23 protein-coding genes and 1 riboswitch are annotated in these 25,510 nt (G+C 72.8%); of the genes, 7 read left to right on the forward strand and 16 right to left on the reverse strand.

The window, feature by feature from the left end:
• Window positions 1-2: 2 nt before the first annotated feature.
• Both P3T27_RS14315 and P3T27_RS14320 read right to left on the reverse strand, forming a co-directional pair.
• A complete protein-coding gene (locus P3T27_RS14315; protein WP_280678172.1) occupies window positions 3-212 on the reverse strand; it encodes a DUF397 domain-containing protein in 210 nt (69 codons plus the stop codon).
• On the reverse strand, window positions 209-1,036 hold the full coding sequence (locus P3T27_RS14320) for a helix-turn-helix transcriptional regulator (RefSeq protein ID WP_280678174.1): 828 nt from the start codon (window positions 1,034-1,036) through the stop codon (window positions 209-211). The genes P3T27_RS14315 and P3T27_RS14320 overlap by 4 nt, the downstream gene beginning before the upstream one ends.
• Before the next feature lie 125 nt (window positions 1,037-1,161).
• On the opposite strand from P3T27_RS14320, the gene P3T27_RS14325 reads away from it, so the two are divergent.
• From P3T27_RS14325 to P3T27_RS14345, 5 genes are all read left to right on the forward strand, one after another.
• Window positions 1,162-1,404: a hypothetical protein gene (locus P3T27_RS14325; protein ID WP_280678176.1), complete on the forward strand. Its 243-nt coding sequence runs from the start codon at window positions 1,162-1,164 to the stop codon at window positions 1,402-1,404.
• A 16-nt stretch (window positions 1,405-1,420) separates the two neighbouring features.
• Window positions 1,421-1,858, forward strand: a complete 438-nt coding sequence (locus tag P3T27_RS14330) for an NUDIX domain-containing protein (RefSeq protein ID WP_280678178.1) — start codon at window positions 1,421-1,423, stop codon at window positions 1,856-1,858.
• A gap of 178 nt (window positions 1,859-2,036) precedes the next feature.
• Window positions 2,037-2,390 carry a hypothetical protein gene (locus P3T27_RS14335; protein WP_280678180.1) on the forward strand — a complete coding sequence of 118 codons (354 nt, stop codon included), beginning with the start codon at window positions 2,037-2,039 and terminating at the stop codon, window positions 2,388-2,390.
• Window positions 2,391-2,459: 69 nt separating this feature from the next.
• Window positions 2,460-2,921: a prevent-host-death family protein gene (locus tag P3T27_RS14340; RefSeq protein ID WP_280678182.1), complete on the forward strand. Its 462-nt coding sequence runs from the start codon at window positions 2,460-2,462 to the stop codon at window positions 2,919-2,921.
• Window positions 2,918-3,274 carry a hypothetical protein gene (locus P3T27_RS14345; protein ID WP_280678185.1) on the forward strand — a complete coding sequence of 119 codons (357 nt, stop codon included), beginning with the start codon at window positions 2,918-2,920 and terminating at the stop codon, window positions 3,272-3,274. The genes P3T27_RS14340 and P3T27_RS14345 overlap by 4 nt, the downstream gene beginning before the upstream one ends.
• 99 nt (window positions 3,275-3,373) lie before the next feature.
• Here the strand turns inward: P3T27_RS14345 and P3T27_RS14350 are convergent, their stop codons facing one another.
• From P3T27_RS14350 to P3T27_RS14370, 5 genes are read right to left on the reverse strand one after another with little or no spacing between them, the layout of a single operon-like run.
• Window positions 3,374-4,786 (reverse strand): cobyrinate a,c-diamide synthase, encoded by a 1,413-nt coding sequence (locus P3T27_RS14350; RefSeq protein ID WP_280678187.1) that lies wholly within the window; start codon window positions 4,784-4,786, stop codon window positions 3,374-3,376.
• A gap of 4 nt (window positions 4,787-4,790) precedes the next feature.
• Entirely contained in the window at window positions 4,791-5,387 is a 597-nt protein-coding gene (cobO, locus tag P3T27_RS14355) for a cob(I)yrinic acid a,c-diamide adenosyltransferase (RefSeq protein ID WP_280678189.1), read from the reverse strand.
• Window positions 5,388-5,392: 5 nt separating this feature from the next.
• Window positions 5,393-7,483, reverse strand: coding sequence for a putative cobaltochelatase (locus tag P3T27_RS14360; RefSeq protein ID WP_280678191.1), 2,091 nt, complete (start codon window positions 7,481-7,483; stop codon window positions 5,393-5,395).
• The gene (locus P3T27_RS14365) at window positions 7,480-8,994 is read right to left on the reverse strand and encodes a cobyric acid synthase (RefSeq protein WP_280678193.1); all 1,515 of its coding nucleotides are present in this window, start codon (window positions 8,992-8,994) and stop codon (window positions 7,480-7,482) included. The genes P3T27_RS14360 and P3T27_RS14365 overlap by 4 nt, the downstream gene beginning before the upstream one ends.
• Window positions 8,991-9,947 (reverse strand): cobalamin biosynthesis protein, encoded by a 957-nt coding sequence (locus tag P3T27_RS14370; protein WP_280678337.1) that lies wholly within the window; start codon window positions 9,945-9,947, stop codon window positions 8,991-8,993. Before P3T27_RS14370 ends, P3T27_RS14365 begins: the two co-directional genes overlap by 4 nt.
• A 168-nt stretch (window positions 9,948-10,115) precedes the next feature.
• Window positions 10,116-10,248: riboswitch (cobalamin riboswitch) on the reverse strand.
• Between the two features lie 391 nt (window positions 10,249-10,639).
• Between P3T27_RS14370 and P3T27_RS14375 the strand changes: the two genes are divergently transcribed.
• Together P3T27_RS14375 and P3T27_RS14380 are read left to right on the forward strand one after the other, a co-directional pair.
• Entirely contained in the window at window positions 10,640-11,752 is a 1,113-nt protein-coding gene (locus P3T27_RS14375; RefSeq protein WP_280678195.1) for an alpha/beta fold hydrolase, read from the forward strand.
• A 443-nt stretch (window positions 11,753-12,195) separates the two neighbouring features.
• Window positions 12,196-13,518, forward strand: a complete 1,323-nt coding sequence (locus P3T27_RS14380; RefSeq protein WP_280678197.1) for a hypothetical protein — start codon at window positions 12,196-12,198, stop codon at window positions 13,516-13,518.
• A 96-nt stretch (window positions 13,519-13,614) separates the two neighbouring features.
• On the opposite strand, the gene P3T27_RS14385 is transcribed toward P3T27_RS14380, so the two are convergent.
• The 9 genes from P3T27_RS14385 to P3T27_RS14425 form a co-directional block, all read right to left on the reverse strand.
• Entirely contained in the window at window positions 13,615-14,439 is an 825-nt protein-coding gene (locus tag P3T27_RS14385) for a CDP-alcohol phosphatidyltransferase family protein (RefSeq protein WP_280678338.1), read from the reverse strand.
• A 40-nt stretch (window positions 14,440-14,479) separates the two neighbouring features.
• Window positions 14,480-15,172 (reverse strand): phosphatidylserine decarboxylase, encoded by a 693-nt coding sequence (locus P3T27_RS14390; RefSeq protein WP_280678199.1) that lies wholly within the window; start codon window positions 15,170-15,172, stop codon window positions 14,480-14,482.
• A 533-nt stretch (window positions 15,173-15,705) separates the two neighbouring features.
• The gene (locus P3T27_RS14395; RefSeq protein ID WP_280678201.1) at window positions 15,706-16,908 is read right to left on the reverse strand and encodes an acyl-CoA dehydrogenase family protein; all 1,203 of its coding nucleotides are present in this window, start codon (window positions 16,906-16,908) and stop codon (window positions 15,706-15,708) included.
• Window positions 16,909-17,056: 148 nt separating this feature from the next.
• A complete protein-coding gene (locus P3T27_RS14400) occupies window positions 17,057-17,560 on the reverse strand; it encodes a MaoC family dehydratase (RefSeq protein ID WP_280678203.1) in 504 nt (167 codons plus the stop codon).
• 11 nt (window positions 17,561-17,571) lie between these two features.
• Window positions 17,572-18,525, reverse strand: a complete 954-nt coding sequence (locus P3T27_RS14405; RefSeq protein WP_280678340.1) for a CoA ester lyase — start codon at window positions 18,523-18,525, stop codon at window positions 17,572-17,574.
• Between the two features lie 36 nt (window positions 18,526-18,561).
• The gene (locus P3T27_RS14410) at window positions 18,562-20,610 is read right to left on the reverse strand and encodes a protein meaA (RefSeq protein ID WP_280678205.1); all 2,049 of its coding nucleotides are present in this window, start codon (window positions 20,608-20,610) and stop codon (window positions 18,562-18,564) included.
• Window positions 20,611-20,620: 10 nt separating this feature from the next.
• Entirely contained in the window at window positions 20,621-21,958 is a 1,338-nt protein-coding gene (ccrA, locus tag P3T27_RS14415) for a crotonyl-CoA carboxylase/reductase (RefSeq protein ID WP_280678207.1), read from the reverse strand.
• A gap of 362 nt (window positions 21,959-22,320) precedes the next feature.
• A complete protein-coding gene (locus P3T27_RS14420; protein WP_280678209.1) occupies window positions 22,321-23,241 on the reverse strand; it encodes a TetR family transcriptional regulator in 921 nt (306 codons plus the stop codon).
• 191 nt (window positions 23,242-23,432) lie between these two features.
• A complete protein-coding gene (locus tag P3T27_RS14425) occupies window positions 23,433-25,208 on the reverse strand; it encodes a 3-hydroxybutyryl-CoA dehydrogenase (RefSeq protein WP_280678211.1) in 1,776 nt (591 codons plus the stop codon).
• Between the last annotated feature and the right edge of the window lie 302 nt (window positions 25,209-25,510).

The following is a 25,510-nucleotide window of genomic DNA, read 5'->3' on the forward strand; positions in this document are numbered from 1 at the left end:
GGTCAGAGCGCGCCGAACTCGCCGCTGCGGATGGCGGAGAGGAAGGATTGCCAGGCGTCGGCAGGGAAGAGGAGTGCGGGGCCCTGGGGGTCCTTGGAGTCGCGCACGGGCATCAGGCCGGTCAAGCCGGGTGAAACCTCGACACAGTTGCCGCCGTTGTTGGAGTAGCTGGACTTGACCCACTGTGCGCTGGCCAGGTCGACGTGCATCATTCGTGTTCCTTTCGAACAGCGCGGATCATGCTGAGTGAAGCCGTCTTCGACAGGGACTCCACCTGCAGCTGATCGTAGTCACTTTCCCAAGCGGCGACCGCTTCGCGTCCCCGTGCGAGATGGCCCCGTGCCTGGGACTCCGCATAGCCGACCACGGATCGGTCCGGCAGCGTCAGCAGGACGATGGGCATCGTGAACGGGACGTGCTCCGCAAGACTGAACGGAGCTACCTGGATCGTCACGTTGGAGAGGCGGGCCAGCTTCTCCAAGTGGTCGAGCTGCGCGCGCATCACGTCATGGCCGCCGACGGGTCGAACCAGGCAACTTTGATCCAGTACCGCGTGGACGACCGGAGCAGCCTTCTGTTCGAAGATCCGTTGACGGTTGGCGAGGAATTCCACCCGCTCTGCCGCCTGCTCTTCGGTGATGCTGCCTCGGAGGACGGCGGCGGCGGCCAGTGCGCTCGCGTACTCCTTGGTCTGGAAAAGACCTGGCATGACGCTCAGTTCAAAGGTGCGGAGCTTCCGGCATCGACCCTCGGCCTCGGCGAACTCGGGGAATCCCTCCAGGAGGCTGGCGCGCGAGTATCGGCGCCACAGCTCGTAGAAGGTGCCCCCGGTATCGAACACCTCGTCGGCTCTAACCGCGAAGTTATGGGTTACGGGCTTCTTCGCCCGTTCGACGTACGACACCATCCCATTCGAGTAGCCCATGCGCCGCCCGAGTTCGGTCTGCGACCACCCCATTGCCCGCCTCATCCTGCGGAGTTCTGCGCCGAATCGGGCGAGTGGCGATGCGGTCGCGTCAGGCTCGTTGAAGTCCATGACAGGTGACCCCCCTTAACCAGATGGAACCGTCAAGGTCAGACTCTGGCGATCGTAACTCCACCGTGGGCACTATGGATACAGCTCGTGATGAATCAAGTGCGTAGAGCTATCAAGGAGCCCCCATGCCCGCATCCCTCTACCAACCCCAACTCGGCGAGATCGTCCACGACCTCGCCCACAAGGACGCCGTCGGCAACCCCGCCGAGGGCGTCTACATGGACACCCTCGGCGCTCTCGTCTACCTCCGCCTCGAGCGCGGTGGTTGCGAGTGGACCACCCGGCCCGAGCACGTCCGGCCGTCCGGCAGCCCCCGCCTCGTCCCCGTCCAGCACCCGAGCCGGCCGCGCACGCGCGACGCGGCGTGACAAGACGGAGCCACGGATGTTGAACCCCCTGCGCGTGCGCCCCCGGACCCACCATCAGGCTCTCGTCCTCAACGAGGCCGGGGAGATCCTGCTCGTCGAGACCGCGCGTCGGACCGCCCTCGCCCTCCCTGGTGGCGGCGCCGACCGGAGCGAGCCGCCGCACCTGGCCGCCCGTCGCCACCTCGAGGCCGCGAGCGGCCTCGTCCGCTCCCTGCACTGCATCCTCGTCGTGGACTACGTCGGGGCCCGCCCCTTCCACTTCGTGCATTGCGGTGGCCAAGTCGCCGCCGATCAGGTCGAATCGGTCGCCCGCCGCCGCGCGCTGCACTGGGTGGACGAGGAGCGGCTTCCGGACGTCGTCGCCCCTGACGAGCACCGCCGCATCTCCCACGCCCTCGCGTTTCAAGCGTGGGGTTCGATGCTCCCCGCCCTCGTGCATGGCATGCGGCCGTAGGGGGCCGGCGATCCGCGTGTCCATGACTTCCCCGGGCGCGTTGTAACGGTGGGAACCCGGAGCGGAGGAGAAGGCCGATGAAGGACAGGAGGCCCAGGGACATCGCCGTCGGGGACCAGTTGCGGGCGGCCGGTGCCGAGGGGCCCAGTGGCTCGCCGCGTCCGGGTGGGGGCCGCCGGTGACGGTCCCCTTGCGGAAGGCCGCCAAGTGGCAACAGGAGACCCGGGCCCGGATGCTGGCGTCGCAGGCGGACAAGTCCTGCACGTGGTGTGTCCACCTGCTCCACGGCGGCCCCCGGCCCGTCGTCGTCCACGCCGAACACCCGACCCACCTGGTCTGCCGTGTCTGCTCGATCGCCGCCCGCGCCCAGCGCACCTGCCTGGACTGCGGCGGGCCGGCCGGCTCCGAGTCCCCGGCGGACGGCCGCGAGGACGTGTGCATGGGCCCGGTGGCGATCTACACCCGCCTGCGCTGCGCCGCCTGCCACCGCCCCGACCCGCTGGCCGGCGCTTTCGGCAACGGCGCGTCCTGAGGGGCGCAGAGTGTGGGCGGGCGGCCTTTCCGATTGACTTCGGAATGTATTCCGAATTAGTGTCGAGTCATGTCGACTCCCACTGTGTCGTTCTCCGACCTGTCGAAGAACTCCAAGCGCGTCGCGGACAGCGTGGAGCGAGTCCAGCGCGTGCGTGTCACGCGCCGCGACGGGGAGGACCTGTACCTCACCACCGGGCGCCACGACCGCCAGCGCGAGGAGACCGCGGACGTCACCGCGCGCCTGTTCGCTGCGCTGATCGGCAGTGATGAGGGCACGCGGGCGGTACTCCTCGCCCTCCCCGCCGTCTTCCCCTGGGCCCGGCACCTGTCGGCTGAGGAGGTGCGTGAGTTCGTTGTCGACCTCGTCGGCGCGACTCGCGATGCCGTGGAGCTGGACGTGCACGCCAGCCTGCACCGGGTGATAGTGGAATGGCGTGCCACCGCGAGAGTGCTTGCGGATCCGGAGTTGGCGGCAGAGCTCTCCAGGCCCCTTCCCGGCGATGATCACGGCGAGGTGGTGGAGCCGTGAGCCCGAAGCGCGGTGATGATGTCGCGCCCCCACTCGTCGGTGAGGAGTGGCGGCTGCGATTCGGCACGACGGAGGCTGCCAAGGGGTGGGGGCAGCTGTGCGCGGAGGCGGCCGGGAACGCCCGTCGCTGTTTCGAGGCGCTCCGGGTGAACCCGCTGTCCATGAGGGATCCGGATCGGCAGCATCGATTGCGGGGCCGTCTGGCGACCCGCGTGTTCGGGGGCGTCGAGCTGCCGCAGTGGGAGTACGAGGTGACCGCCGGCGGGCGAGTGCGGTACGTGGTGGACGAGGTGGCCCGCGTCGTCCACCTCGTCCACGCCTCGCCTCGGCATCCTCAGGACACCGAGGCGTAGCGGGTCGGCGGCCCTCAGGCCGTGCAGGGCTGGGCGGCGGCTCCCGCAGGCGGCGGGCGATGCTCGACCAGCCCGAGCCGGAGCCGTCGTTGAGGGCGGCTACGTCTCCGCAGCCGCCCGGTGAGCGGCCGCGGCGGAGGCGAACGAGGCGGCCAGCGACGGCGTTCCGGCCCAGTGCAGGTGCAGGTACGAGGCGTGGACGTTGCCGTCCGTGAAGCCCTCGGTGCGCGGCCCGGTGGGCAGCCGCCAGCCCCAGGCGGGGAGTTCGCCCTCGCCCGGTTCGCAGACCGTCCGGTGGAACTCGTGGCCGCGCAGCCGGGTGCCGGCCCGGGCGAGCGGGGAGTCGTGCAGGGCGACGGCCTCCCGGTAGCCGAGGGTGAGCCGCTCGGTCATCCGGGCGCCGGTGTCCAGCACGCCGCACATCGGCAGGCCGTCCAACTCCCGCCCCAGGTAGAGCAGTCCGGCACATTCGGCGGCGATCGGGCCGCCGCCGGCGGCGAACGCCGCGATGGCCCCGCGCAGCGCGGCGTTGCCGCTCAACTCCCGGACGTACAGCTCGGGGAAGCCGCCGCCGATCACCAGGCCGGACGTGCCCGCCGGCAGGGCCGAGGCGTGCAGCGGGTCGAACGGGACCACCTCCGCGCCCGCGGCGGTGAGCAGTTCGGCGTTCTCGGCGTACGAGAAGGAGAAGGCGGCGCCGCCCGCCACCGCGATCCGCGGGGTGCCGGACACCGGGTCGACCTCGGCCGAGGCGTCCCACGGTTCGGCGTCCAGCTCCGGTGCCGTCCGGGCGAGTTCGAGCAGGGCGTCCAGGTCGACCGAGGCGGCGACGAGTTCCCCCATGTCGGCGACGGCCTTGAGGGCCGCCGCCGAGCGCTCCACGGCCGGGATCAGCCCGAGGTGGCGGGACGGCGTGGCGACTGCCGTCGAGCGGCGCAGCGCCCCCAGCACGGGCACGCCCGAGCCCTCCTCCAGGGCCTCGCGCAGGAGGTGCTCGTGCCGGTCGGAGGCGACCCGGTTGAGGATCACCCCGGCCAGCCGCACCTCCGGGTCCCAGGAGGCGAAGCCGTGCACCAGCGCGGCCACCGACCGGGACTGCGAGGAGCCGTCCACGACCAGCACCACGGGCGCCTTCAGCAGCTTGGCGACGTGTGCGGTGGAGGCCAGCTCGCCGCGCCCGGACGCCCCGTCGAACAGGCCCATGACGCCCTCGACCACCGCGACGTCCGCCCCCGCCGCGCCGTGCAGGAACAGTGGGGCGATCCGCTCCGGCCCGCACAGGAAGGCGTCCAGGTTGCGGCCCGGCCGCCCGGCGGCGAGCGCGTGGTAGCCCGGGTCGATGTAGTCGGGGCCGACCTTGTGCGGCGACACCGCCAGCCCGCGTGCGGCGAGCGCCGCGATCAGGCCGGTGGCGACGGTGGTCTTGCCGGCGCCGGAGGAGGGCGCGGCGACGACGAGGCGGGGGACGGCGTTCGGACGGGGGGCGGTGCTCGGACCGGGGACGGTGCTCAACGGCCTACCACTCGATACCGCGCTGGCCCTTGCGGCCGGCGTCCATGGGGTGCCTGATCTTGGTCATCTCGGTGACCAGGTCGGCGAATTCGGTCAGCGGCTCGGGGGCGTACCGGCCGGTGATGACGACGTGCTGGCTGCCCGGACGGTCCTTGAGCACCGCCAGCACCTCCTCGACGTCGATCCAGCCCCAGTGCATCGGGTAGGTGAACTCGTCGAGCACGTAGAAGCGGTAGGACTCGGCGGCCAGGTCGCGCTTGACCTGCTCCCAGCCCTCCTTGGCCGCCTCCTCGCTGCTCTCGATGTCGCGCTGCACCCAGGACCAGCCCTCGCCCATCTTGTGCCAGGCGACCGTCCCGCCCTCGCCGGAGGCACCGAGTACGCGCAGCGCGTTCTCCTCGCCGACCTTCCACTTGGCGGACTTCACGAACTGGAACACCCCGATCGGCCAGCCCTGGTTCCAGGCCCGCAGCGCCATGCCGAACGCGGCGGTGGACTTGCCCTTGCCGGGGCCGGTGTGCACGGCGGTGATCGGCAGCGTACGGCGCTGGCGGGTCGTCAGGCCGTCGGCGGGGACGTTCTCGGGCACTCCCTTGGGCATGGCGCTCAGGCCGCCTTTCGCATCGTCGAGGGTCGGTTCTCGCGGACGAGCGAGGCGACGCCCTCGGGGCGCAGCTCGTCCAGGCTGACGGCGGTGCCGCCGAGCAGTCCGGCCAGGGTACGGGCCAGGCCGAGACGGACCGGGCCGGACTCGCAGTCCAGCACCACGCTCGCCGTGCCCTGCGCCGCGAACAGCCCGGCCGCGCGCTGGGATCGGGCGAGCGCGTCACGCCCGCCGGTGGCCCGGCCGTCGGTCACCACGACCAGCAGCGGGCGGCGGCTCGGGTCGCGCAGCCGCTCGACCCGCAGCACCTCGTGCGCGCGCAGCAGCCCGGCGGCCAGCGGGGTCCGCCCACCGGTGGGCAGCGACTCCAGCCGGGCCGCGCCGACCTCCACGGACGAGGTCGGCGGCAGCGCCAGTTCGGCGTCCGCGCCCCGGAAGGTGATCATGCCGATCTTGTCGCGCCGCTGGTAGGCGTCCATCAGCAGCGACAGCACGGCGCCCTTGACGGCGGTCATCCGCTGCCGGGCGGCCATCGAGCCGGAGGCGTCGACGACGAACAGCACCAGGTTGGACTCCCGCCCCTGGCGGACCTGTTCGCGGAAGTCGTCCTTGTGCAGCACCAGCGCCCGGCCGGTCCGCCCGCGCGCCGCCTGGTGCGGTGCGGCGGCCTGCAGGGTGGCGGTCAGGTGCAGCCGGCTGAGCGTGCCCTGCGGGCGCCGGGCGCGCACGGTGTGCCCGCCGGAGGTCTCGGCGGGGGAGCGGCGGCCCTGGGCGCCGTGGCCGGTGCCCTGCACGGTGAACAACCTGGTCCGGTACGGATCGCCGGCCGCGACCGGCGCCGACTCCCGGGCAGGGGCGGGGTGTTGGGCCGGTACGGGCTGCTGGGCCGGCTGCTCGGTGTCGGTGGCGGCGGACGCCTCCGGCCCGGCGTCCGAGGGCTCGGGGGCCCCGCCGCCGTCCGGGCCGCCGCCGGGGCCGCCGTCCGGGCCGGAACCGTCGTCCTCGGGCCCGTCGCCGTCGCCCTCGGTCTGACCCTCGCCGCCGCCCTCGCCCTCGGGCTCGCCCGCGTCGTCCGCCGGCTGCGCGTGCTCCTCCAGCGTCCGGTCCAGCTGTTCCTCGTCCAGCCCCGGCGCGTCGAAGGGGTTGCGGCGCCGCCGGTGCGGCAGCGCCAGCCGGGCGGCCTTGCGGACGTCCTCCTCCAGCACCTCGGTCCGCCCGTCCCAGGCGGCGAGCGCGACGGCGGTGCGGGCCATCACGATGTCGGCGCGCAGTCCGTCCACCTCGAACGCGGCGCACACCGCAGTGATCTGACGCAGCGCCACATCATTCAGCTCCACCTTGGGCAGCAACTCCCGGGCGGCGGTGATGCGTTCGGCGAGCGCCCGCTCGTCCTCGGCGAACCGCGCGGCGAAGCCGGCCGGGTCGGCGTCGTAGGCGAGCCGGCGGCGGACCACCTCGGCGCGCTCGACCGGGTCCCGGGTGGCGGCGATCTCGACGGTCAGGCCGAACCGGTCGAGCAGCTGCGGCCGCAGCTCGCCCTCCTCCGGGTTCATGGTGCCGACCAGCAGGAAGCGGGCCGCGTGCCGCACCGACACGCCCTCGCGCTCGACGTAGGAGCGGCCCATCGCGGCGGCGTCCAGCAGCAGGTCCACCACGTGGTCCTGGAGCAGGTTCACCTCGTCGATGTAGAGCACGCCGCGGTGCGCCTTGGCGAGCAGCCCCGGCTCGTACGCCTTGACGCCCTCGGCCAGCGCCCGCTCCAGGTCGAGCGAGCCGACGATCCGGTCCTCGGCCACGCCGACCGGCAACTCGACCAGCTCGGACGGTCGTCGGTGCGAGCCGGCGTCGAGGTGCGGGCCGTCCGGGCACTGCGGGTCCGGAGCCGACGGGTCGCAGGCGAAGCGGCAGCCGTCGACGGCCGCGAGGGACGGCAGCAGGCCGGCCAGCGCGCGCACCATGGTCGACTTCGCGGTGCCCTTCTCCCCGCGCACCAGCACGCCGCCCACGGCCGGGGAGACCGCGTTGAGCAGCAGCCCGAGTCGTAGGTCGGCCATGCCGACGATCGCGGTGAACGGATAGCGGACGTCACTCATGCATACTCCCCAGGTGCCCCGGGCGCCAGGAACGGCAGCGATCCGGCCGCCGGCACCCCGCCCTCGATCAGCTTCCACAGCGCGTCGGTGTCCGCGTGCTCCTCGATCAGGTCGCCCAGCCGGTCCAGCCGGGCCTCGCGCGCCTCGGCGAACGAGGTGTCCGGCGCCGGCACGAACGCCCGGCCCGCCAACTCGGCGACCTCGCGCAGGAGTTCACGGCGGAACCCGTCGTTCTCCAGCGCGCCGTGCCAGGTCGTGCCCCACACCGAGCCCACCCGGCAGCCGTCCAGGAAGGGTTGGCCCCCCTCGACCGCCACCACCCCGTGGTGGATCTCGTACCCCACGACCCGCTGCCCGTACGCCTCGCCGACCGGCCGCGCCAGCACCTTCTCGGCGCCGAACCGCACGTTCGTCGGCAGCAGTCCCAGGCCCTCGACGGAGCCGGCCTTGGACTCCACCTCGTCCTCGATCGAGCGGGCCAGCATCTGGTAGCCGCCGCACACCCCGAGGATCGGCAGCCCGGCCGCCGCCCGCGCCCTCAGCGCCGGTTCCAGGCCGCGCTCGCGCAGCCAGGCCAGGTCGGCCACGGTGGCCCGGGTGCCGGGCAGCACCACCAGGTCGGCGTCGGCCAACTCCTCCGGCCGGGTCGCCCAGCGCACCAGCACGCCCGGCTCCTGCGCCAGCGCGTCCAGGTCGGTGAAGTTCGACAGCCGGGGGAAGCGCACCACGGCCACCCGCAGCACGTCCGCGCCCAGCGGCCCGCGCCCTTCGGTGCGGTCCACCACGGTCGTCAGATCGAGCGAGTCCTCGGCGTCCAGCCACAGGCCCGGCAGCATCGGCAGCGTGCCCAGCACCGGGCGGCCGGTCAGCCCGTGCAGCATCTCCAGGCCGGGCGCCAGCAGCCGGGCGTCGCCGCGGAACTTGTTGACGAACCAGCCCGCCACATGCCGCTGGTCCTCCGCCGACAGCAGCGCCAGCGTCCCGTACATCGCGGCGAAGACGCCGCCGCGGTCGATGTCCCCGACCACCACCACCGGCAGCCCGGCGGCTGTGGCCAGGCCCATGTTGGCGATGTCCCGGTCCCGCAGGTTGATCTCGGCGGGTGAGCCGGCGCCCTCGCACACCACCACGTCGTAGCGGCTGCGCAGATCCGCCAGGCACTCCAGCGCCCGCTCCAGCAGGACGGGCTTGCGCTCGCGGTAGTCCAGCGCGCCCACCTCGGCGACCGGCCGACCCAGCAGCACCACTTGGCTGCGGCCGTCCGCGCCCGGCTTCAGCAGCACCGGGTTCATCGCCGCCTCCGGCTCCACCCGGGCCGCCTGCGCCTGCATCGCCTGCGCCCGGCCGATCTCGGCGCCGTCGGCGGTGACGAAGGAGTTCAGCGACATGTTCTGCGCCTTGAACGGCGCGACCGAGACCCCCTGACGGGCCAACCAGCGGCAGATGCCCGCGGTCACCACGCTCTTGCCCGCGTCCGAGGTCGTCCCGGCGACCAGCAGCGCGTTGCTCATGCCGTGCCCCTCCTTCTCGAAGCCGTCCGTGGCCTCGAAGCCGCCAACGACCGGATCGCCAGATGCCCCGCGACCGTCGTACCCAGGGCCAGCACGCCCACCCGCCGGGAGAGCGCGCAGGCCCGCTCGATGTCGTCCACCGTCACCGGCCGCAGCTCCGCGCCCAGCACCGGCCGGTGCTCCACCCGCTCGCCGTACCGCAGGGTCCCGCCCAGCCGGACGCCCACCGCTCCCGCGAAGGCCGCCTCCGCCTGGCCCGCGTTCGGGCTCGGATGCGCCGAGCCGTCCCGCCGCCAGACCCGCCAGGCCGTCCGCGGCTCCGGCGCGGCGGCCACCGTCAGCAGCGCCGTCAGCCGGGCGCCCGGCCAGCCCGCCAGGTCGTCCAGCCGGGCCGACGCCCAGCCGAACCGGGCGTACCGGGGCGAGCGGTGGCCCACCATCGCGTCCAGGGTGTTCACCGCGCGGAACGCCAGCAGCCCCGGCGTGCCCGCCAGCGCGCCCCAGGCCAGTGCGTTCACCACGGCGTCCGCCGTGTTCTCCGCCACCGACTCGACCACCGCCCGGGCGATCTGCGGCCCGTCCAGCGCGCTCGGATCCCGCCCGCACAGGTGCGGCAGCCGCTCCCGCGCGGCCGCCAGGTCGCCCGCGGCGAGCGAACGGCCGATGGTGCGCGCCTCCCTGGTCAGCGAGGTGCCGCCGAGCACCGTCCAGGTCGCGGCGGCCGCCAACGCGGCCCGGCCCAGTGGACGCCGGCCCACCGTACGGTCCAGGGCCACCGCGCCGGCCGTGACCGCGCCCACGCACACCGCCGTGTACCCGGCGCCGGTCACCCGGTCGTCCCGCCACACCCGGCGCTCCAGCCGGGTCGCCGCAGCGCCGAAGGCGGCCACCGGGTGGCCGCGCCGGGGATCGCCGAAGCGGGTGTCGGCGGCGTAGCCCGCGACGGCGCCCAACGCGAACGCGGCGGCGCGGGTCAGCGGGCGCACGACGGGTGCGAAAGTATCGGCAGGCGCGACAGGTTCGGCGGAAGGCCGCGTGGGGTCCGGCGGGGCGGGGCAGCCTGCATCGCGTGCGTGTCCTCACTCAGGGTCCGCGCCCTGGATCGACGTAGCGGGGGGCGAGAGTCTCCTGGCTTCCGGGTCGAACGCACCCCCGGGCCTTCCAGCGGCTTCTGACGGCCCGCCGTGGCAAAAATCCGAGCGTGCTCCCCGGTGACAGTGGCGGGACCGCGCCGGACTCGCACCGGCTTCCTCTGCATGCCTCCGTTTGGCCCCAGGATCCCATCACGCGGCCGAACCGGGCGTCAACCGAGGTTACGGAGGGGTTGGTCACACGCGCCCCGTCGCTACCTCCGATCAGGCCGCCCGCAGGGGCATGACCCCCTGGGCGATCGTCCAGCGGCCCGAAGGGGCCTCCGGGGCCGCTTCGGGCGTTCGGCGGCTGGGGTCCGTCACGCCCCGCCCCTACCGTTCGTTCCCGTGCGACGCAGACAGCCCCCCCGCCGGATCGGCACCCGCTTCCCCGTCCCGTTCCCGCCCGCACCGCCGTAACCCGGACGGCCCAGTCCGGTGGCCGCCCGCGAGGCCCCTCGATGAACTGGTGTACGAACACCGTCCGGTCCGAGACCAGCAGAGCGGGGAGCGATATGCGTTGGGGAACCGCGGCCGCCGTGGCGGCCGCCGCCGTCGGCGCCGGGGCCGCCGTCCTGGTGATAGGCCGCCGGGCCTCCGAACGGATGGTCCACCCGGCGAGCGCCGTCCAGGAGTCCGGCCCGGTCCGCGTGCAGAGCCTCGCCGCCGGCCGGGTCACCTTCACCCGCAGCCCCGAGAGCCTGCGCCCCGGCCGCTGGGCCGTCGAATGGGACGAGCACGGCCACGCCGTCGTCGAGGACGTCCTGCACAGCGACGAGCACGGTGTCACCCGCCGCCTGGTCCGCGCCGACCGGGGCGCCCTCGTCCCCGGCACCGAGGTCCGCTTCACCCCCCGCGTCCATCTCGGCGACCCCACCGAGGCGCTCGGCCTCCCGTTCACCGACACCGCCGCCGACGGCGAACTCGGCGCCCTCCCCGCCTGGCGCCTGGACGGCAAGCGCGGTGTCTGGGTGATCCTGATCCACGGCCCCGGTGCCGACCGCCGGCAGACCCTCCCGGTCCTCCCCGTCCTGGACCGTCTCGGGCTTCCCGTCCTCGCCGTCACCTACCGCGGCGACCAGGGCGCCCCCGCCTCTCCGGACGGGCTCGGCCACTTCGGCGAGACCGAGTGGCGCGACGTCGAGTCGGCGGTCCGGCTCGCGCTCGACAGCGGCGCCGGCCGGGTCATCCTGTACGGCTGGTCCCTCGGCGCGACCATGGCCCTCCAGACCGCCGCCCGCTCCGCCTGGGCCCACGCCGTCAGCGGCCTGGTGCTGGACTCGCCGGTCCTCGACCTGCCCGCCACCGCCCGCCGCGGCGCCGCCCGGGCCGGCTACACCGGCGCCGCCGCCGCACTCGGCGTCCTCGCCGCCGAGGGCCGCACCGGCGTCGACCTCGCCGACTTCTCCCGCATCGCCGCAGGCGCCGACCTGCGCGTGCCCACCCTCCTCCTGCACAGCCCGGACGACGAGCTCGCCCCCTACGGCGCCGCGGAGCGCCTCGCCGCCGCCCGCCCCGGCGTGGTCAGCCTCCAGCCCTTCCCCGGTGCCGGCCACGCCACCCTGTGGAACTCCGCCCCCACCCGCTACACCGAACTCCTCCGCCGCTGGCTCACCCCCTTGCTCTGATTCCGCCCCCCCGCGAGTCGGCACCCGTTTCGGGATGCCGGGTACGGCCTCTCCACCCACCCGATGCGCACGCAACGTGACCGCGTGAACGGGTAGCGCGACCGGCGTTCCGGGCGTCCGGCCGTCCTGACATGACCCCGCCACCTGTTTCCGGCCAGGCGGTTTGCCTCTGTTGCCCGATCTTGGGGAGGTGCCGTCGACGGCAGCCCGTCCGTACGGCCAAGCGGATGTGACAGAAGGCCGGTACAAGGGGAAGACTGCTCGACGTGACGTCTCGGAATCCGCGCGACCGTGATGCCCCGCTCCCGCCGACGATCGGTACCGGTGCGACGGTGACCCGTCTCCCTGGTACAGCCCATCGACCCGCCGCAGGCAGGCCGGGCGGGGCCGGGGTACCCCGCCGACGAGGGCCCGCTCCGGCGCCCGGTCGAGGGCGGGTTCCCATGCCGGACGGCTTCCCGGCGCCTGCCGAGCTGGCACCGCTGGCCCGCCGGATGCTGGTGGACGCCGTCCGGATCGCCCGCTGGGCCGGGGAACTGGAGGAGGTCGACAAGCGGGGCGAGCTGCTGCCGGAGGACGCCCGTGCGGCGGGCCGGGCGCTGGCCATGACGGTCGCCGCCGCCGCCAAGGCGTGGGGGCAGGCACTGCTGGTCGGCCTGGTCGAGGCCCGGGACGGGGGTGCCGGCCCGGGTTGGCGCCTGCACGCCTGGGAGCACGACGACGAGGCCGTGATCCGCGGCTGGTCGGCGCTGTTCGACGCCTGGACGCTGCTGGCCCCGGTGCCGCCCGCCGCCCTGCGCGGCGTGTTCGCGGTGCTGGCCGGGCAGGCGGTGGACCAGGTGCCGCAGCTGCTGTCCTTCCTGCACCTGGTGGCCGGCCCGGTCTCGGACAACGAACTGCTGGAGCTGCTGCGCCGAGGCCTGGACGAGCGCCGGGTGGGCGGCGCCGACGGTTCGGGCCTGTCGCCCGTGCCGCACGCCGCCTCGGCGGTGTCGGCGGTCCGCGGGACCTGCCGCGAGCCGCAGATCGACACCCCGCCCTCGCCCTCGGACGTGGCCGCCGTCCTGGACTGGATGCTGGACGGCCTGGCGGCCGTCGGCGCGGTGGTGCGCAGGAACGACGCCGCCGAGCTGTCGCCGCTGGGCCACTGGGCGGTCCGCGCGAAGCTTGAGGAGATCTGCACGGTCGCGCAGACCGCGGCCGGCCACATCGAGCAGAGCGCCTTCGAGCTGCTGAACGCCTGCGCGGACTACTCGCCGGGCCCGGCCCGGGCCGAGTTCCGCGCCTGGGTGGCGGCCCGCCCGGCGGACCGGGCGGTCGCGGAGCTGCTGGACGCGGCCCAGGGGGACGACGCGCTGGTGCGCGGACTGGCCTTCGAGGCGCTGCGGGTGGCCGGCGGCCCGGCGGAGCAGGCGGTGCGGGCGGCGGTGGACGAGCCGGTGCTGCGCCCGTACGCGCTGCTGTGGCTGGCGGAGCGCTCGGACGAGGGCGTCTCCCCGGCGGATGTGCTGGGCGCGGAGGACGCGGCCTGGCTGTGGGTGGACACCGCGGCCGCGGTGCTGGACCACGGGGAGACCGAGCTGTTGGTGGGCCACGTCGAGGGCGCCTCGGCCGGTGATCCGGTGCGGCTGTTCGCCCGGGCCCGGCAGTCGGGGCACCCGCGGGCGGCCTCGGTGCTGACGGCGGTCTCGGGCGTGCACCCGGATCCGGGCGTGGCGCGGGCGGCCCGCCGTTCGGCGTTCAGCGTCCACACCGGCGGCGCGTAGGCCCTAGCCGCCCAGGAACGCGGGAAGGGCCCGGATCCGCTACCGGATCCGGGCCCTTCCTCATGCGCTGTGCGATTCCGTACGGCTGGCAACGGCTCAGCCGAGGCGGGACTCCGCCCGCCGGGCGCGGACGTCGCCGACCTTCTGCCCGACCTTGCGCCGGATGACCAGCAGCGGGGCCATCGCGGCGAGCGTGATCTGGGCGACGGCGCCGACGTGCATCAGGGCGTCGCCGCCGGGCAGACCGGTGGCCCAGGCGGCCAGGCAGCCGATCGAGACGACGATCCAGCAGAGCGTCGCGGTGGCCAGCAGCCCCTGCGGCTTGGGGTACTCGATCCGGCTGACCATGAGGTACGCGGCGCCGAAGATGGCGACCAGACCGGGCAGGAACGGCGGGTCGAGCAGCACGATGGCGATGACCGTCATCGCGCCCATCGGGCAGGGCATGCCCTGGAACACCCCGGGCCGCATCTTGACGGCCGAGAAGCGGGCCAGCCGCAGGACGACCGCGAGCAGCACGGTCAGCGCGATGACCGCCGAGAGCTTGGTGTTGGAGCCCTGGGAGACCATGCCCCAGACCGCGACGAAGTAGGCCGGCGCGATGCCGAAGCTGATCAGGTCGGCCAGGTTGTCGAGTTCCGCTCCGAGGGCGGAGGAGCGGAGCTTGCGCGCCACCAGTCCGTCGAAGAGGTCGCACATCGAGCCGATGAGCAGCAGCGTGACCGCGGTCGCGGCGCTGTGCCGGTCCGGAGCGACGTCCGGGTTGGTGATGTGCGGGACGAGCACCCCGGTGGTGATCGAGTAGATCGCCAGGAAGCCGCAGACGGCGTTCCCCAGGGTCAGGAAGTCGGCGGTGGACAGGTGCTGGGGAGAGCGCGGGGCGCGCAGCTCGCGGTCACGTGCCCAGCGGCGGCGGCGCAGGGCCGTCTCCTCGTCGTCCAGGCCGACGATTGTCTCAGGATCAGTCACGGTCAAGGCGCGTCACCCCGGCTGTGGTCTTCTGGCCGACCTCGACGCCGACCTCGACGCCGGCCGGCAGGTAGGTGTCGACCCGGGAGCCGAACCGGATCAGGCCGATCCGGTCGCCCTGCTCGACCTTGGTACCGGCGTCGACGTACGGCACGATGCGGCGGGCGACGGCTCCCGCGATCTGCACCATCTCGATGTCGCCGAGCTCGGTGTCGAAGTGCCAGACGACCCGCTCGTTCTGGTCGCTGTCCTTGTTGAACGCGGGGACGAAGCCGCCCGCGACGTGCTCGACCGAGGTCACCGTGCCGGGCAGTGGCGCGCGGTTGACGTGGACGTTGAGCGGGCTCATGAAGATCGCGACCCGGGTGCGGCCGTCCGGCCAGGCGTCGATGCTCTGCACCACGCCGTCGGCGGGGGAGATCACTCTGCCCGTGCCGATCTCACGCTCGGGGTCGCGGAAGAACCACAGCATGCCCGCGCCGAGCGCACAGGCGGGTACCGCTGCCAGGGCCCACTTGCCGCTGCGCCGGGTGAGGGCGGTGGTCACGGCGGCCGTGGCGAGGGTGGGGACGAACCAGGGGGTGGCTCCGCGCGCGATGGTCACGCGGGGTCGCCGACCGGCCGTCGTGGCTGCGAGGGCATCGCGGTCCGTGACGGAGGTGTGAGGGGACGGGCTGATGGGCATCGAAGACCTTTGTCGCGGGGGATCATGGCCGCTGGACGGGGGCCACCGCGGGATCGGGTAATAGAGGGACGGCTTGCTGTCCCGGTGGATGCTATCGGGAGCACACGGTGGGTGGGCAACCCGCCTGCTCGTTCAGGTGTCCGGTGGCAGCGCGTATGCGCGTCCACCGCTACGACCGTAGCTCGACCCGGTCCGGTTCCCAAGGGACCCGACGGGGCTGGTGACACTTGTCTCAACAGGTGTGCCGACGGAACCCGGTGCGGGGGCAGGGCCGTTCGCGCGCTGCGGAGGGCGGCGGACACGGCCTGCCGAGGGTGTGCGGAAGCGGCCGCAGGGCGTGTCGTCGCAGCTGTACGCCCTGCGGCCGCTTCCGGAGGGCCGTGCCGGACCCCAGGCGGACCAGGCCGGGGTCGGGTCGGCACGGCAGGCTGCCGGGACGGGCCCGCACGCCCGTCGACCGGCGGTTCGGAGAGGTCGTCCGGCCGGCCCGGAGCGGTCCTGCGGCCGCTCGTCGAGCCGGGGTGACCTGGTGCTCAGTCCGCGATCCGGTACTCCTCCAGGAGCCGGCGTCCGACGATCATCTTCTGGATCTCCGCAGTTCCTTCACCGATGAGCAGCATCGGGGCCTCGCGGTAGAGCCGCTCGATCTCGTACTCCTTGGAGAAGCCGTAGCCGCCGTGGATGCGGAAGGCGTCCTCGACGACCTCCTTGCAGTACTCGGAGGCGAGGTACTTGGCCATGCCCGCCTCCAGGTCGTTGCGCTCCCCGCCGTCCTTCTTGCGGGCGGCCATGACCATCATCTGGTGGGCGGCCTCGACCTTGGTGGCCATCTCGGCGAGCTTGAACTGGATGGCCTGGTGCTCGGCGATCTTCTTGCCGAAGGTGGAGCGCTGCTGGGCGTAGGAGATGCCGAGCTCGAAGGCGCGGCGGGCGACGCCGCAGCCGCGGGCGGCGACGTTGACGCGGCCGACCTCGACGCCGTCCATCATCTGGTAGAAGCCGCGGCCCGGGACGCCGCCGAGGACGCGGTCGGCCGGGATCCGGACGTCCTGCAGCACCAGCTCGGTGGTGTCGACGCCCTTGTAGCCCATCTTCTCGATCTTCCCGGGCACGGTGAGGCCGGGCACGGTCGGGTTCGGGCCGAAGCCGGCCGTCTTCTCGATCAGGAAGGTGGTCATGTTCCGGTACGGGCTGTCGCCGCCCTCGTCGGTCTTGCACAGGACCGCGACGAGGGTGGAGGTGCCGCCGTTGGTGAGCCACATCTTCTGGCCGTTGAGGACGTAGGAATCGCCGTCCTTGACGCCCTTGGTGGAGATGGCCGCGACGTCGGAGCCGAGGCCGGGCTCGGACATCGAGAAGGCGCCGCGGATCTCGCCGGCGGCCATCCTCGGCAGGAAGTGGTCCTTCTGTTCCTGGGTGCCGTGGGCGTTGATCATGTGCGCCACGATGAAGTGGGTGTTCACGATGCCGGACACGCTCATCCAGCCGCGGGCGATCTCCTCGACCACCAGGGCGTAGGTGAGCAGCGATTCGCCGAGGCCGCCGTACTCCTCGGGGATGGTGAGCCCGAAGAGGCCGAGCTGCTTCATGCCCTCGACGATGGCGGTCGGGTACTCGTCCTTGTGCTCCAGCTCGGTCGCGACCGGAATGATCTCCTTGTCGACGAAATCCCGCACGGTGGCGAGGATGTCCCGCTGGATCTCGGTGAGGCCGTCGGTCTGTGCCAGGCGTCCCATCGTGCGGCTCCGAAAAAGTCTGAGGGTCGGGGGGGGGGATTGCCGGGGGCCCTGCCGGCGTGGCTGCGGCAGCAGGGCCCCCGTTCCGGGTGGGGGTCGGCCGATGACGGCGGCCTGCCCCTCCGGGGTAACAGAGGGGTGGAGCGGATCAGGAGAGCGGGGTGGGGCGGCCGGGCTGCTCGCCGCCGCGCTCCTTGATGTACGTCTCGGTCGGCACCATCACCTTGCGGCGGAAGATGCAGACGACCGTGCCGTCCTGCTTGTACCCCTTGGTCTCGACGTGGACGATGCCGCGGTCGTCCTTGGACTTGGACGGCCACTTGTCGAGGACGGTGGTCTCGCCGTAGAGCGTGTCGCCGTGGAAGGTCGGCGCGATGTGCCGCAGCGACTCGATCTCCAGGTTGGCGATGGCCTTGCCGGAGACGTCCGGGACGGACATGCCCAGCAGCAGCGAGTAGATGTAGTTGCCCACCACGACGTTCCTGCCGAAGTCCGTCGTCCGCTCCGCATAGTTGGAGTCCAGGTGGAGCGGGTGGTGGTTCATGGTGAGCAGGCAGAAGAGGTGGTCGTCGTACTCGGTGACGGTCTTGCCGGGCCAGTGCTTGTAGACCGCGCCGACCTCGAACTCCTCGTAGGTGCGTCCGAACTGCATGGCTTCGGTCCTCAGCTTTCCGGGATCTCGAACTTGGTGGTGCGCTCCATGCCCGCGGCCCGGCCCTTGCCGGCGACGACCAGGGCCATCTTGCGGCTGGCCTCGTCGATCATCTCGTCGCCGAGCATCGCGGAGCCCTTGGCGCCGCCCGCCTCGGAGGTGCACCAGTCGTAGGCGTCGAGGATCAGCTCGGCGTGGTCGTAGTCCTCCTGCGAGGGCGAGAAGATCTCGTTCGCGGCGGCGACCTGGTCGGGGTGGAGCACCCACTTGCCGTCGAAGCCGAGGGCGGCCGAGCGGCCGGCCACCTCGCGGTAGCCCTCCTGGTTGCGGATCTGCAGGTACGGGCCGTCGATCGCCTGCAGGTCGTTGGCGCGGGCGGCCATCAGGATCCGCATCAGGATGTAGTGGTAGGCGTCGGCCGGGTAACCGGGCGGCTGCTCGCCGACCACCAGGGACTTCATGTTGATCGAGGCCATGAAGTCGGCGGGGCCGAAGATGATGGTCTCCAGCCGGGGCGAGGCCTCGGCGATGGCGTCGACGTTGACCAGGCCCTTGGCGTTCTCGATCTGCGCCTCGATGCCGATCTTGCCGACCTCGAAGCCCATGGTCTTCTCGATCTGGGTGAGCAGCAGGTCGAGCGCCTTGACCTGCTCGGCGTCCTGGACCTTGGGCAGCATGATGCAGTCGAGGTTGGGGCCGGCGCCCTCGACGACGGTGATCACGTCGCGGTAGGTCCAGTGCGTGGTCCAGTCGTTGACCCGGACGGCGCGGGTCTTGCCGCCCCAGTCGCCGTTGTTGAGCGCGTCGACGACGAGGTGGCGGGCGCTCTCCTTGACCAGCGGGGCGCAGGCGTCCTCCAGGTCGAGGAAGACCTGGTCGGCGGGGAGGCCCTGGGCCTTCTCCAGGAAGCGCGGGTTGCTGCCGGGTACGGCGAGGCAGGAGCGGCGCGGGCGCAGGCGGTTCATGGTGCTCATGAGGGTTTTTCGGTTCCTTCCCAGTGGTCAGCTGGTGGGCGCGGGTGCGGGCGTCCAGGGCTGGAGCTTGTTGGCGAGCCGGATCTCGTCCACGATCCGGCCGATGATGGTCGTGATGCCGAAGTCCTTCGGGGTGAACACGGCGGCGACGCCGGCGGCCTTGAGGGCCTCGCCGTCCGCTGCCGGGATGATGCCACCCACGATCACCGGGACATCCTGCACCCCGGCCCGGCGCAGCCGCAGCAGAACGTCGGGTACCAGTTCGGAGTGGGCGCCGGAGAGGATCGACAGACCCACGCAGTGCACGTCCTCCGCGACGGCGGCGGAGACGATCTGCTCCGGCGTCAGCCGGATGCCCTGGTAGACCACTTCGAACCCGGCGTCGCGGGCCCGGACGGCGATCTGCTCGGCGCCGTTGGAGTGCCCGTCCAGGCCGGGCTTGCCGACCAGCAGGCGCAGCTTGCCGGCGCCCAGCTCCTCGGCGGTGGCGGCGACGGCGGCGCGCACCGCGGCCAGCTCCCCGCCGGGCTCGGCGGCCACCGCGACGGGTGCGCCGCCGACGCCGGTGGGCGCGCGGTACTCGCCGAAGACCTCGCGCAGGGCGAAGGACCACTCGCCGGTGGTGACGCCGGCCCGGGCGCAGGCGAGCGTGGCCGGCATCAGGTTGGCCTCGGTGGCCGCGGCGGCCTTGAGTTCGGCCAGCGAGGTCTGGGCGGCGGCCTCGTCGCGCTGTCCGCGCCAGGCCTCCAGGGCGGCGAGCACGGACTGTTCGGAGGCCGGGTCGACGACCATGATCGCGGTGTCGAGGTCGGCCGTGAGCGGGCTCTCCTCGGTGGTGTCGAAGCAGTTGACGCCGACGATCCGGTCCTCACCGGACTCGATCCGGGCCCGGCGGGCGGCGTGCGAGGCGACCAGGTTGGACTTCAGGTAGCCGGACTCGACGGCGGGGATGATGCCTCGATTGCCTGCTTTGGCACCCATCTCCAGCACCTTGGCGATCTCCGCCTCGGCGCCGGCGAGCAGGTCGGCGGTCTTGGCCTCGACCACCTCGGAGCCGTTGAAGAGGTCGCCGTACTCCAGCAGGTCCGACTCGTAGGCCAGCACCTGCTGGATCCGCAGCGACCACTGCTGGTCCCAGGGCCGGGGCAGGCCCAGCGCCTCGTTCCAGGCGGGCAGTTGGACGGCGCGGGCGCGGGCGTCCTTGGAGAGGGTGACGGCCAGCATCTCCAGGACGATCCGCTGGACGTTGTTCTCCGGCTGGGCCTCGGTCAGGCCGAGGGAGTTGACCTGGACGCCGTAGCGGAAGCGGCGCTGCTTCGGGTCCTGGACGCCGTAGCGCTCCAGCGTGACCTTCTCCCACAGCTGGGCGAAGGCGCGCATCTTGCACATCTCCTCGACGAAGCGCACGCCGGCGTTCACGAAGAAGGAGATCCGGGCGACCACCTCGCCCATCCGCTCGGCCGGCACCTGGCCGGAGTCGCGGACGGCGTCGAGCACCGAGATGGCGGTGCACATCGCGTAGGCGATCTCCTGGACGGGTGTGGCCCCGGCCTCCTGCAGGTGGTAGCTGCAGATGTTGATCGGGTTCCACTTGGGGATGTGGCCGACGGTGTAGGCGATCATGTCGGTGATCAGGCGCACCGAGGGGCCGGGCGGGAAGACGTGCGTCCCGCGCGACAGGTACTCCTTGACGATGTCGTTCTGGGTGGTGCCGGTGAGCTTGGCGATGTCGGCGCCCTGCTCCTCGGCGACCACCTGGTAGAGCGCCAGCAGCCACATCGCGGTGGCGTTGATCGTCATGGAGGTGTTGGTCTGTTCGAGCGGGATGCCGTCGAACAGGGTGCGCATGTCGCCGACGTGGCCGACCGGGACGCCGACCCGGCCCACCTCGCCGCGGGCGAGGATGTGGTCGGAGTCGTAGCCGGTCTGGGTGGGCAGGTCGAAGGCGACGGAGAGGCCGGTCTGGCCCTTCGCCAGGTTCCGCCGGTAGAGCGCGTTGGAGTCGCTCGCGGTGGAGTGCCCGGCGTAGGTGCGCATCAGCCAGGGGCGGTCGCGCTGGACACGTTGGTCGGTCATCGGATCGGCCTCAGACGTTACGGAAGCGGTTGATGGCGTCGAGGTGCCGGGCCCGGAACTCCGCGTCGCGCACGCCCAGGCCCTCCTCGGGGGCCAGGCAGAGCACGCCGACCTTGCCCTGGTGCTTGTTGTGGTGCACGTCGAGGGCGGCCTGGCCGGTCTCCTCCAGGGAGTAGACCTTGGACAGGGTCGGGTGGATCCTGCCCTTGGCGATCAGGCGGTTGGCCTCGAAGGCCTCGCGGTAGTTGGCGAAGTGCGAGCCGACGATGCGCTTGAGCGACATCCACAGGTAGCGGTTGTCGTACTGGTGCATGAAGCCGGAGGTGGAGGCGCAGGTGACGATGGTGCCGCCCTTGCGGGTGACGTACACCGAGGCACCGAAGGTCTCCCGGCCCGGGTGCTCGAAGACGATGTCGACGTCCTCGCCGCCGGTGAACTCGCGGATCTTCGCGCCCAGGCGCTTCCACTCGCGCGGGTCCTGGGTGTGCTCGTCCTTCCAGAACCGGTAGCCCTCGGCGGAGCGGTCGATGATCGCCTCGGCGCCCATGGCGCGGCAGATCTCGGCCTTCTGGTCGTTGGAGACCACACAGATCGGGGTGGCGCCGCCGGCGAGCGCGTACTGGGTGGCGTACGAGCCGAGGCCGCCGCTGGCGCCCCAGATCAGCACGTTGTCGCCTTGCTTCATGCCGGCGCCGTTGCGCGAGACCAGCTGGCGGTAGGCGGTGGAGTTGACCAGTCCGGGGGAGGCGGCCTCCTCCCAGGTGAGGTGCTTCGGCTTGGGCAGCAGCTGGTTGGTCTTCACCAGGGCGAGCTGGGCCAGACCGCCGAAGTTGGTCTCGAAGCCCCAGATGCGCTGCTCCGGGTCCATCATCGTGTCGTCGTGGCCGTCCGGGGACTCCAGCTCCACCGAGAGGCAGTGCGCGACCACCTCGTCGCCCGGCTTCCAGGCGTTGACGCCGGCGCCGGTGCGCAGCACCACGCCCGCGAGGTCGGAGCCGACGACGTGGTACGGCAGGTCGTGGCGCTTGGTGAGCGGCGACAGCCGGCCGTAGCGCTCCAGGAAGGAGAAGGTGGAGACCGGCTCGAAGATCGAGCTCCAGACGGTGTTGTAGTTCACCGCGCTGGCCATGACGGCGACCAGGGCCTCGCCGGGGCCGAGCTCCGGCAGGGCGACCTCGTCGAGGTGAAGGGACTTGCGGGGGTCCTTGTCGCGGCTGTCGAGGCCCGCGAACATCTGCTCCTCGTCCTTGTGGAGCGTCACCGCTCGGTAGGACTCGGGCAGCTTGACGGCGGCGAAGTCCTCCGACGTGGCGTCGTTGCTGAGGATCGCGTCGAGGATTTCCTGCATGGCTGCCTCCGAAGGCGTACCTGTGTGAGGGCACAGGGCGTCTGGGGTAGCCGGGAGCGGACACCGGCTTCGCTGAGGTGGGTGGTGGTCGGTCAGGCTGGGCGCCCGGGTGGACCGGGCGGGACGCTGCTCCCGGGGTGTGGGAACGCCGGACGACGGCGCGCCGAGGTGGGGAGCCGCGGCGCCGCGACTGGTGGGTAACAAGGTAGTGGCACCCTGTGCCACTCGTAAAGACACCGGGTGTCACGAATTCCGGCGCGCTGGAACGGCCGGTGGCGGCATTCGGGCGGGCATGCGAAGGGCCCGCGCCGACTGTTCGGCGCGGGCCCTCGATACTGCTCTGACCTGTGTAAACGCTGCTCCTAGGACTCCCGGGTGCCACTCAGTGCGGCCCGGATGCTGTCCACCACCACGTCCAGCGGAGCGTCCGTCCGGGCGACTGTGATGAGGACCTCACCTCCAGGGCTGGCACTCAGTGCGCTCTCGGCCAGGACATCCCCGGGCGCCCCACTGGCACCCGGTGCCACCAATGAGCCCCGGCGCCTGGCACCCGGCGCGCTGGAGGCCCAGAAGGTCCGCCGGATCACCTCGAAGGAGTGGTCCAGCTGCGCCTCCACGTCCCCGCGCCCGCCGGCCCGCAGCCAGCGCCGCAGCACGTGGTTGTGCGCCGCGACGACCGCCGCCGCCGACACCTCGGCCAGCATCGAGTCGTCCTCGCCGCCGCGCTGCCACCCCGAGGGGATGGACTCGCCGGTGTCGAAACGGCCCAGCAGGTACCGGGTGAACAGCCGCTCGTACCGGGCCACCACGGCGATCTCCCGCTCGCGCAGCGCCGGCACCTGACGGATCAGCTGGTACCGCGCGACCGACACCCCCGGCGTCGAGGCGTACATCCGCAGCACCTCCTTGATGCCGCGGCAGACCACGTCCAGCGGGTGCTCCTCCGGCTCGGCGCTGGCCAGCAGGTCGGCCACCCGGACGAGGGTGTCGTCGTGGTCGGGGAAGATCGCCTCCTCCTTCGACCGGAAGTACCGGAAGAAGGTCCGCCGGGCCACCCCGGCGGCGGCCGCGATCTGATCGACCGTGGTCTCCTCGTAGCCCTGCGAGGAGAACAGCTCCATCGCGGCGGTGGCCAGGTCCTGACGCATCTGCTGGCGCTGCGCCGCCGCCCGGCGGCTGCCCGGCCCGCCTTCCGGCCCGGTGCCCCCGGTCGAGGGGGCCGGCCGGTCGGCGCCGCGAGGTCCGGCGGAGTGCTGCGGGGTGGCTGACTGAACCCGATCCATGTCCGGAACGCTACACGGCCCCGACGGCACGGCTGCGGCCCTTCCCCGCAGGACCGGCGCGACCGGGCCGGTCACGGCCGGTCTGGGCCAGCGCGCGGACACCGCCCCAGGGCTCCAGCCCGGCCGGGCCTGGTCGGGAGATGTCCCGGGCGGCGCCGCCCCGCGCGCGGCGCCCCCGGCCGGTGGCGTGGTCACCGGCGCGCGTGGTCGCGGAAGCCGCGGCCGGTCTTGCGGCCCAGGCAGCCCGCCGCGACCAGGTGTTCCAGCAGCGGCGCGGCGGCCAGGCCCGGCTCGCGGAACTCCTGGTGCAGCACCTGCTCGATGGCCAGCGAGACGTCCAGCCCGACCACGTCCAGCAGCTCGAACGGGCCCATCGGGTAGCCGCAGCCCAGCTTCATCGCGGTGTCGATGTCGTCCACCGTCGCGTAGTGCTCCTGGAGCATCCGCACCGCGTCGTTCAGGTAGGGGAAGAGCAGCGCGTTGACGATGAAGCCGGCCCGGTCGCCGCACTCCACCGGGTGCTTGCGGACCTTGGCGGTCAGCTCCAGCACGGTCGCGGTGACGTCCGGCGCGGTGAGCACGGTGGAGACCACCTCGACCAGCTTCATGGCCGGCGCCGGGTTGAAGAAGTGCATGCCGATCACGTCCTGCGGCCGCGAGGTCGCGGTCGCGCAGCTGATCACCGGCAGCGAGGAGGTGGTGGTGGCGAGCACCGCGCCCGGCCTGACGATCTTGTCCAGGGTGGCGAACAGCTCGCGCTTGACCGTCAGGTCCTCGGCCACCGCCTCGATCACCAGGTCCGCCTCGGCCAGTTGGGTGTACTGACCGACCGGCGTGACCAGCGCGAGTGCGGCGTCCCGCTGCTCAGCGCTCAGCCGGCCCCGGTCGACCGAGCGGGCCAGCGACTTCGCCAGCTGCGCCTTGGCCCGGTCGGCCTTGTCCTGGCTGCGGGCGGCCAGCAGCACCGGGTGGCCGGCCTTGGCGAACACCTCGGCGATGCCGGTCGCCATGGTGCCCGAGCCGCAGACGCCGACCGTACGGACCTCCCGACCCGCCACCCCGGGCCTCGCCGGTCCGGTCGCCGCGTCCACGGCCCGGGACGAGCCGGGCGCCTCGTAGGTGTAGAAGCCGCGGCCGGACTTGCGGCCCAGCAGCCCGGCCGCGACCAGCTGGCCGAGGATCGGGGCGGGCGCGTGCAGGCGGTCCCGGGACTGCTCGTACATCGCCTCCAGGACGGTCCGCGCGGTGTCCACGCCGATCAGGTCGAGCAGCGCCAGCGGGCCCATCGGCAGGCCGCAGCCGAGCCGCATCGCGGCGTCGATGTCCTCCCGGGAGGCGTACTTGGACTCGTACATCGCGGCGGCCTGGTTCAGGTAGGCGAACAGCAGGCCGTTCACCACGAAGCCGGCCCGGTCGCCGGCCGCCACCGGCTCCTTGCCGAGGTCCCGGGCGAACGCGGCGGCGTCCTCGGCGGTCTGCGGCGAGGTCAGCACCGTGCGGACCACCTCGACCAGCTTCATGGTGTGCACCGGGTTGAAGAAGTGCAGGCCCAGCACCCGCTCCGGGCGGGCCGTCGCGGCGGCGATCCGGGTCACCGAGAGCGCGGTGGTGCCGGTGGCCAGCACCGTCGCCTCCGGGCAGATCCGGTCCAGCTCGGCGAAGAGCTCCCGCTTCAGCTCCAGCTGCTCGGGCACCTCCTCGATCACCAGGTCCGCCTCGGCGGCGGCCGACAGCTCGTGGCCGACCGAGATCAGCGCCAGCAGCGCGGTGCGCTCCCCGGCGGTGATCCGCTCCCGGTCGACCGCGTGCGCGGTCGCCTCCTCGATCCGGGCCAGCGCCCGGGCGGCCGAGTCCTCGGTGGCCTCGATGCCGATCACCCGGCGGCCGCTCCTGGCGACGGCCACCGCGACACCGGCACCCATCGTGCCGAGGCCGACGACGGCGACCGTGGAAAAGGGACGCTTCATCTGTCCTGACTCCTAGTCATGAGGGGCCCGCGCGTGCTCCGGCGGGCGGGCCGCCGCGCCCGCGGGTCCGTGCGGGGGCGGCCGTCGCCGGAGGAGGGTCCGCGCGCGGGGGTGGGGAGATGACGGGTTCCGGCACACCGGCGCGGCGGCCGGTCCGCTCCGGCCGAACTGCGGGTGTGCCGTGGTGCTCAGGCGCTCAGGGGTGACGAGGAAGCGGCTCTGATACGAGGAAGGGAACCCGGCCCGCCGCGGTTCGCGGCACCGGCCGGTGAAAGACGCACCGCGCGCCCGCCGCAGACACG

Origin of the sequence: Kitasatospora sp. MAA19, assembly GCF_029894125.1 — a bacterium.
Classification (GTDB): domain Bacteria; phylum Actinomycetota; class Actinomycetes; order Streptomycetales; family Streptomycetaceae; genus Kitasatospora.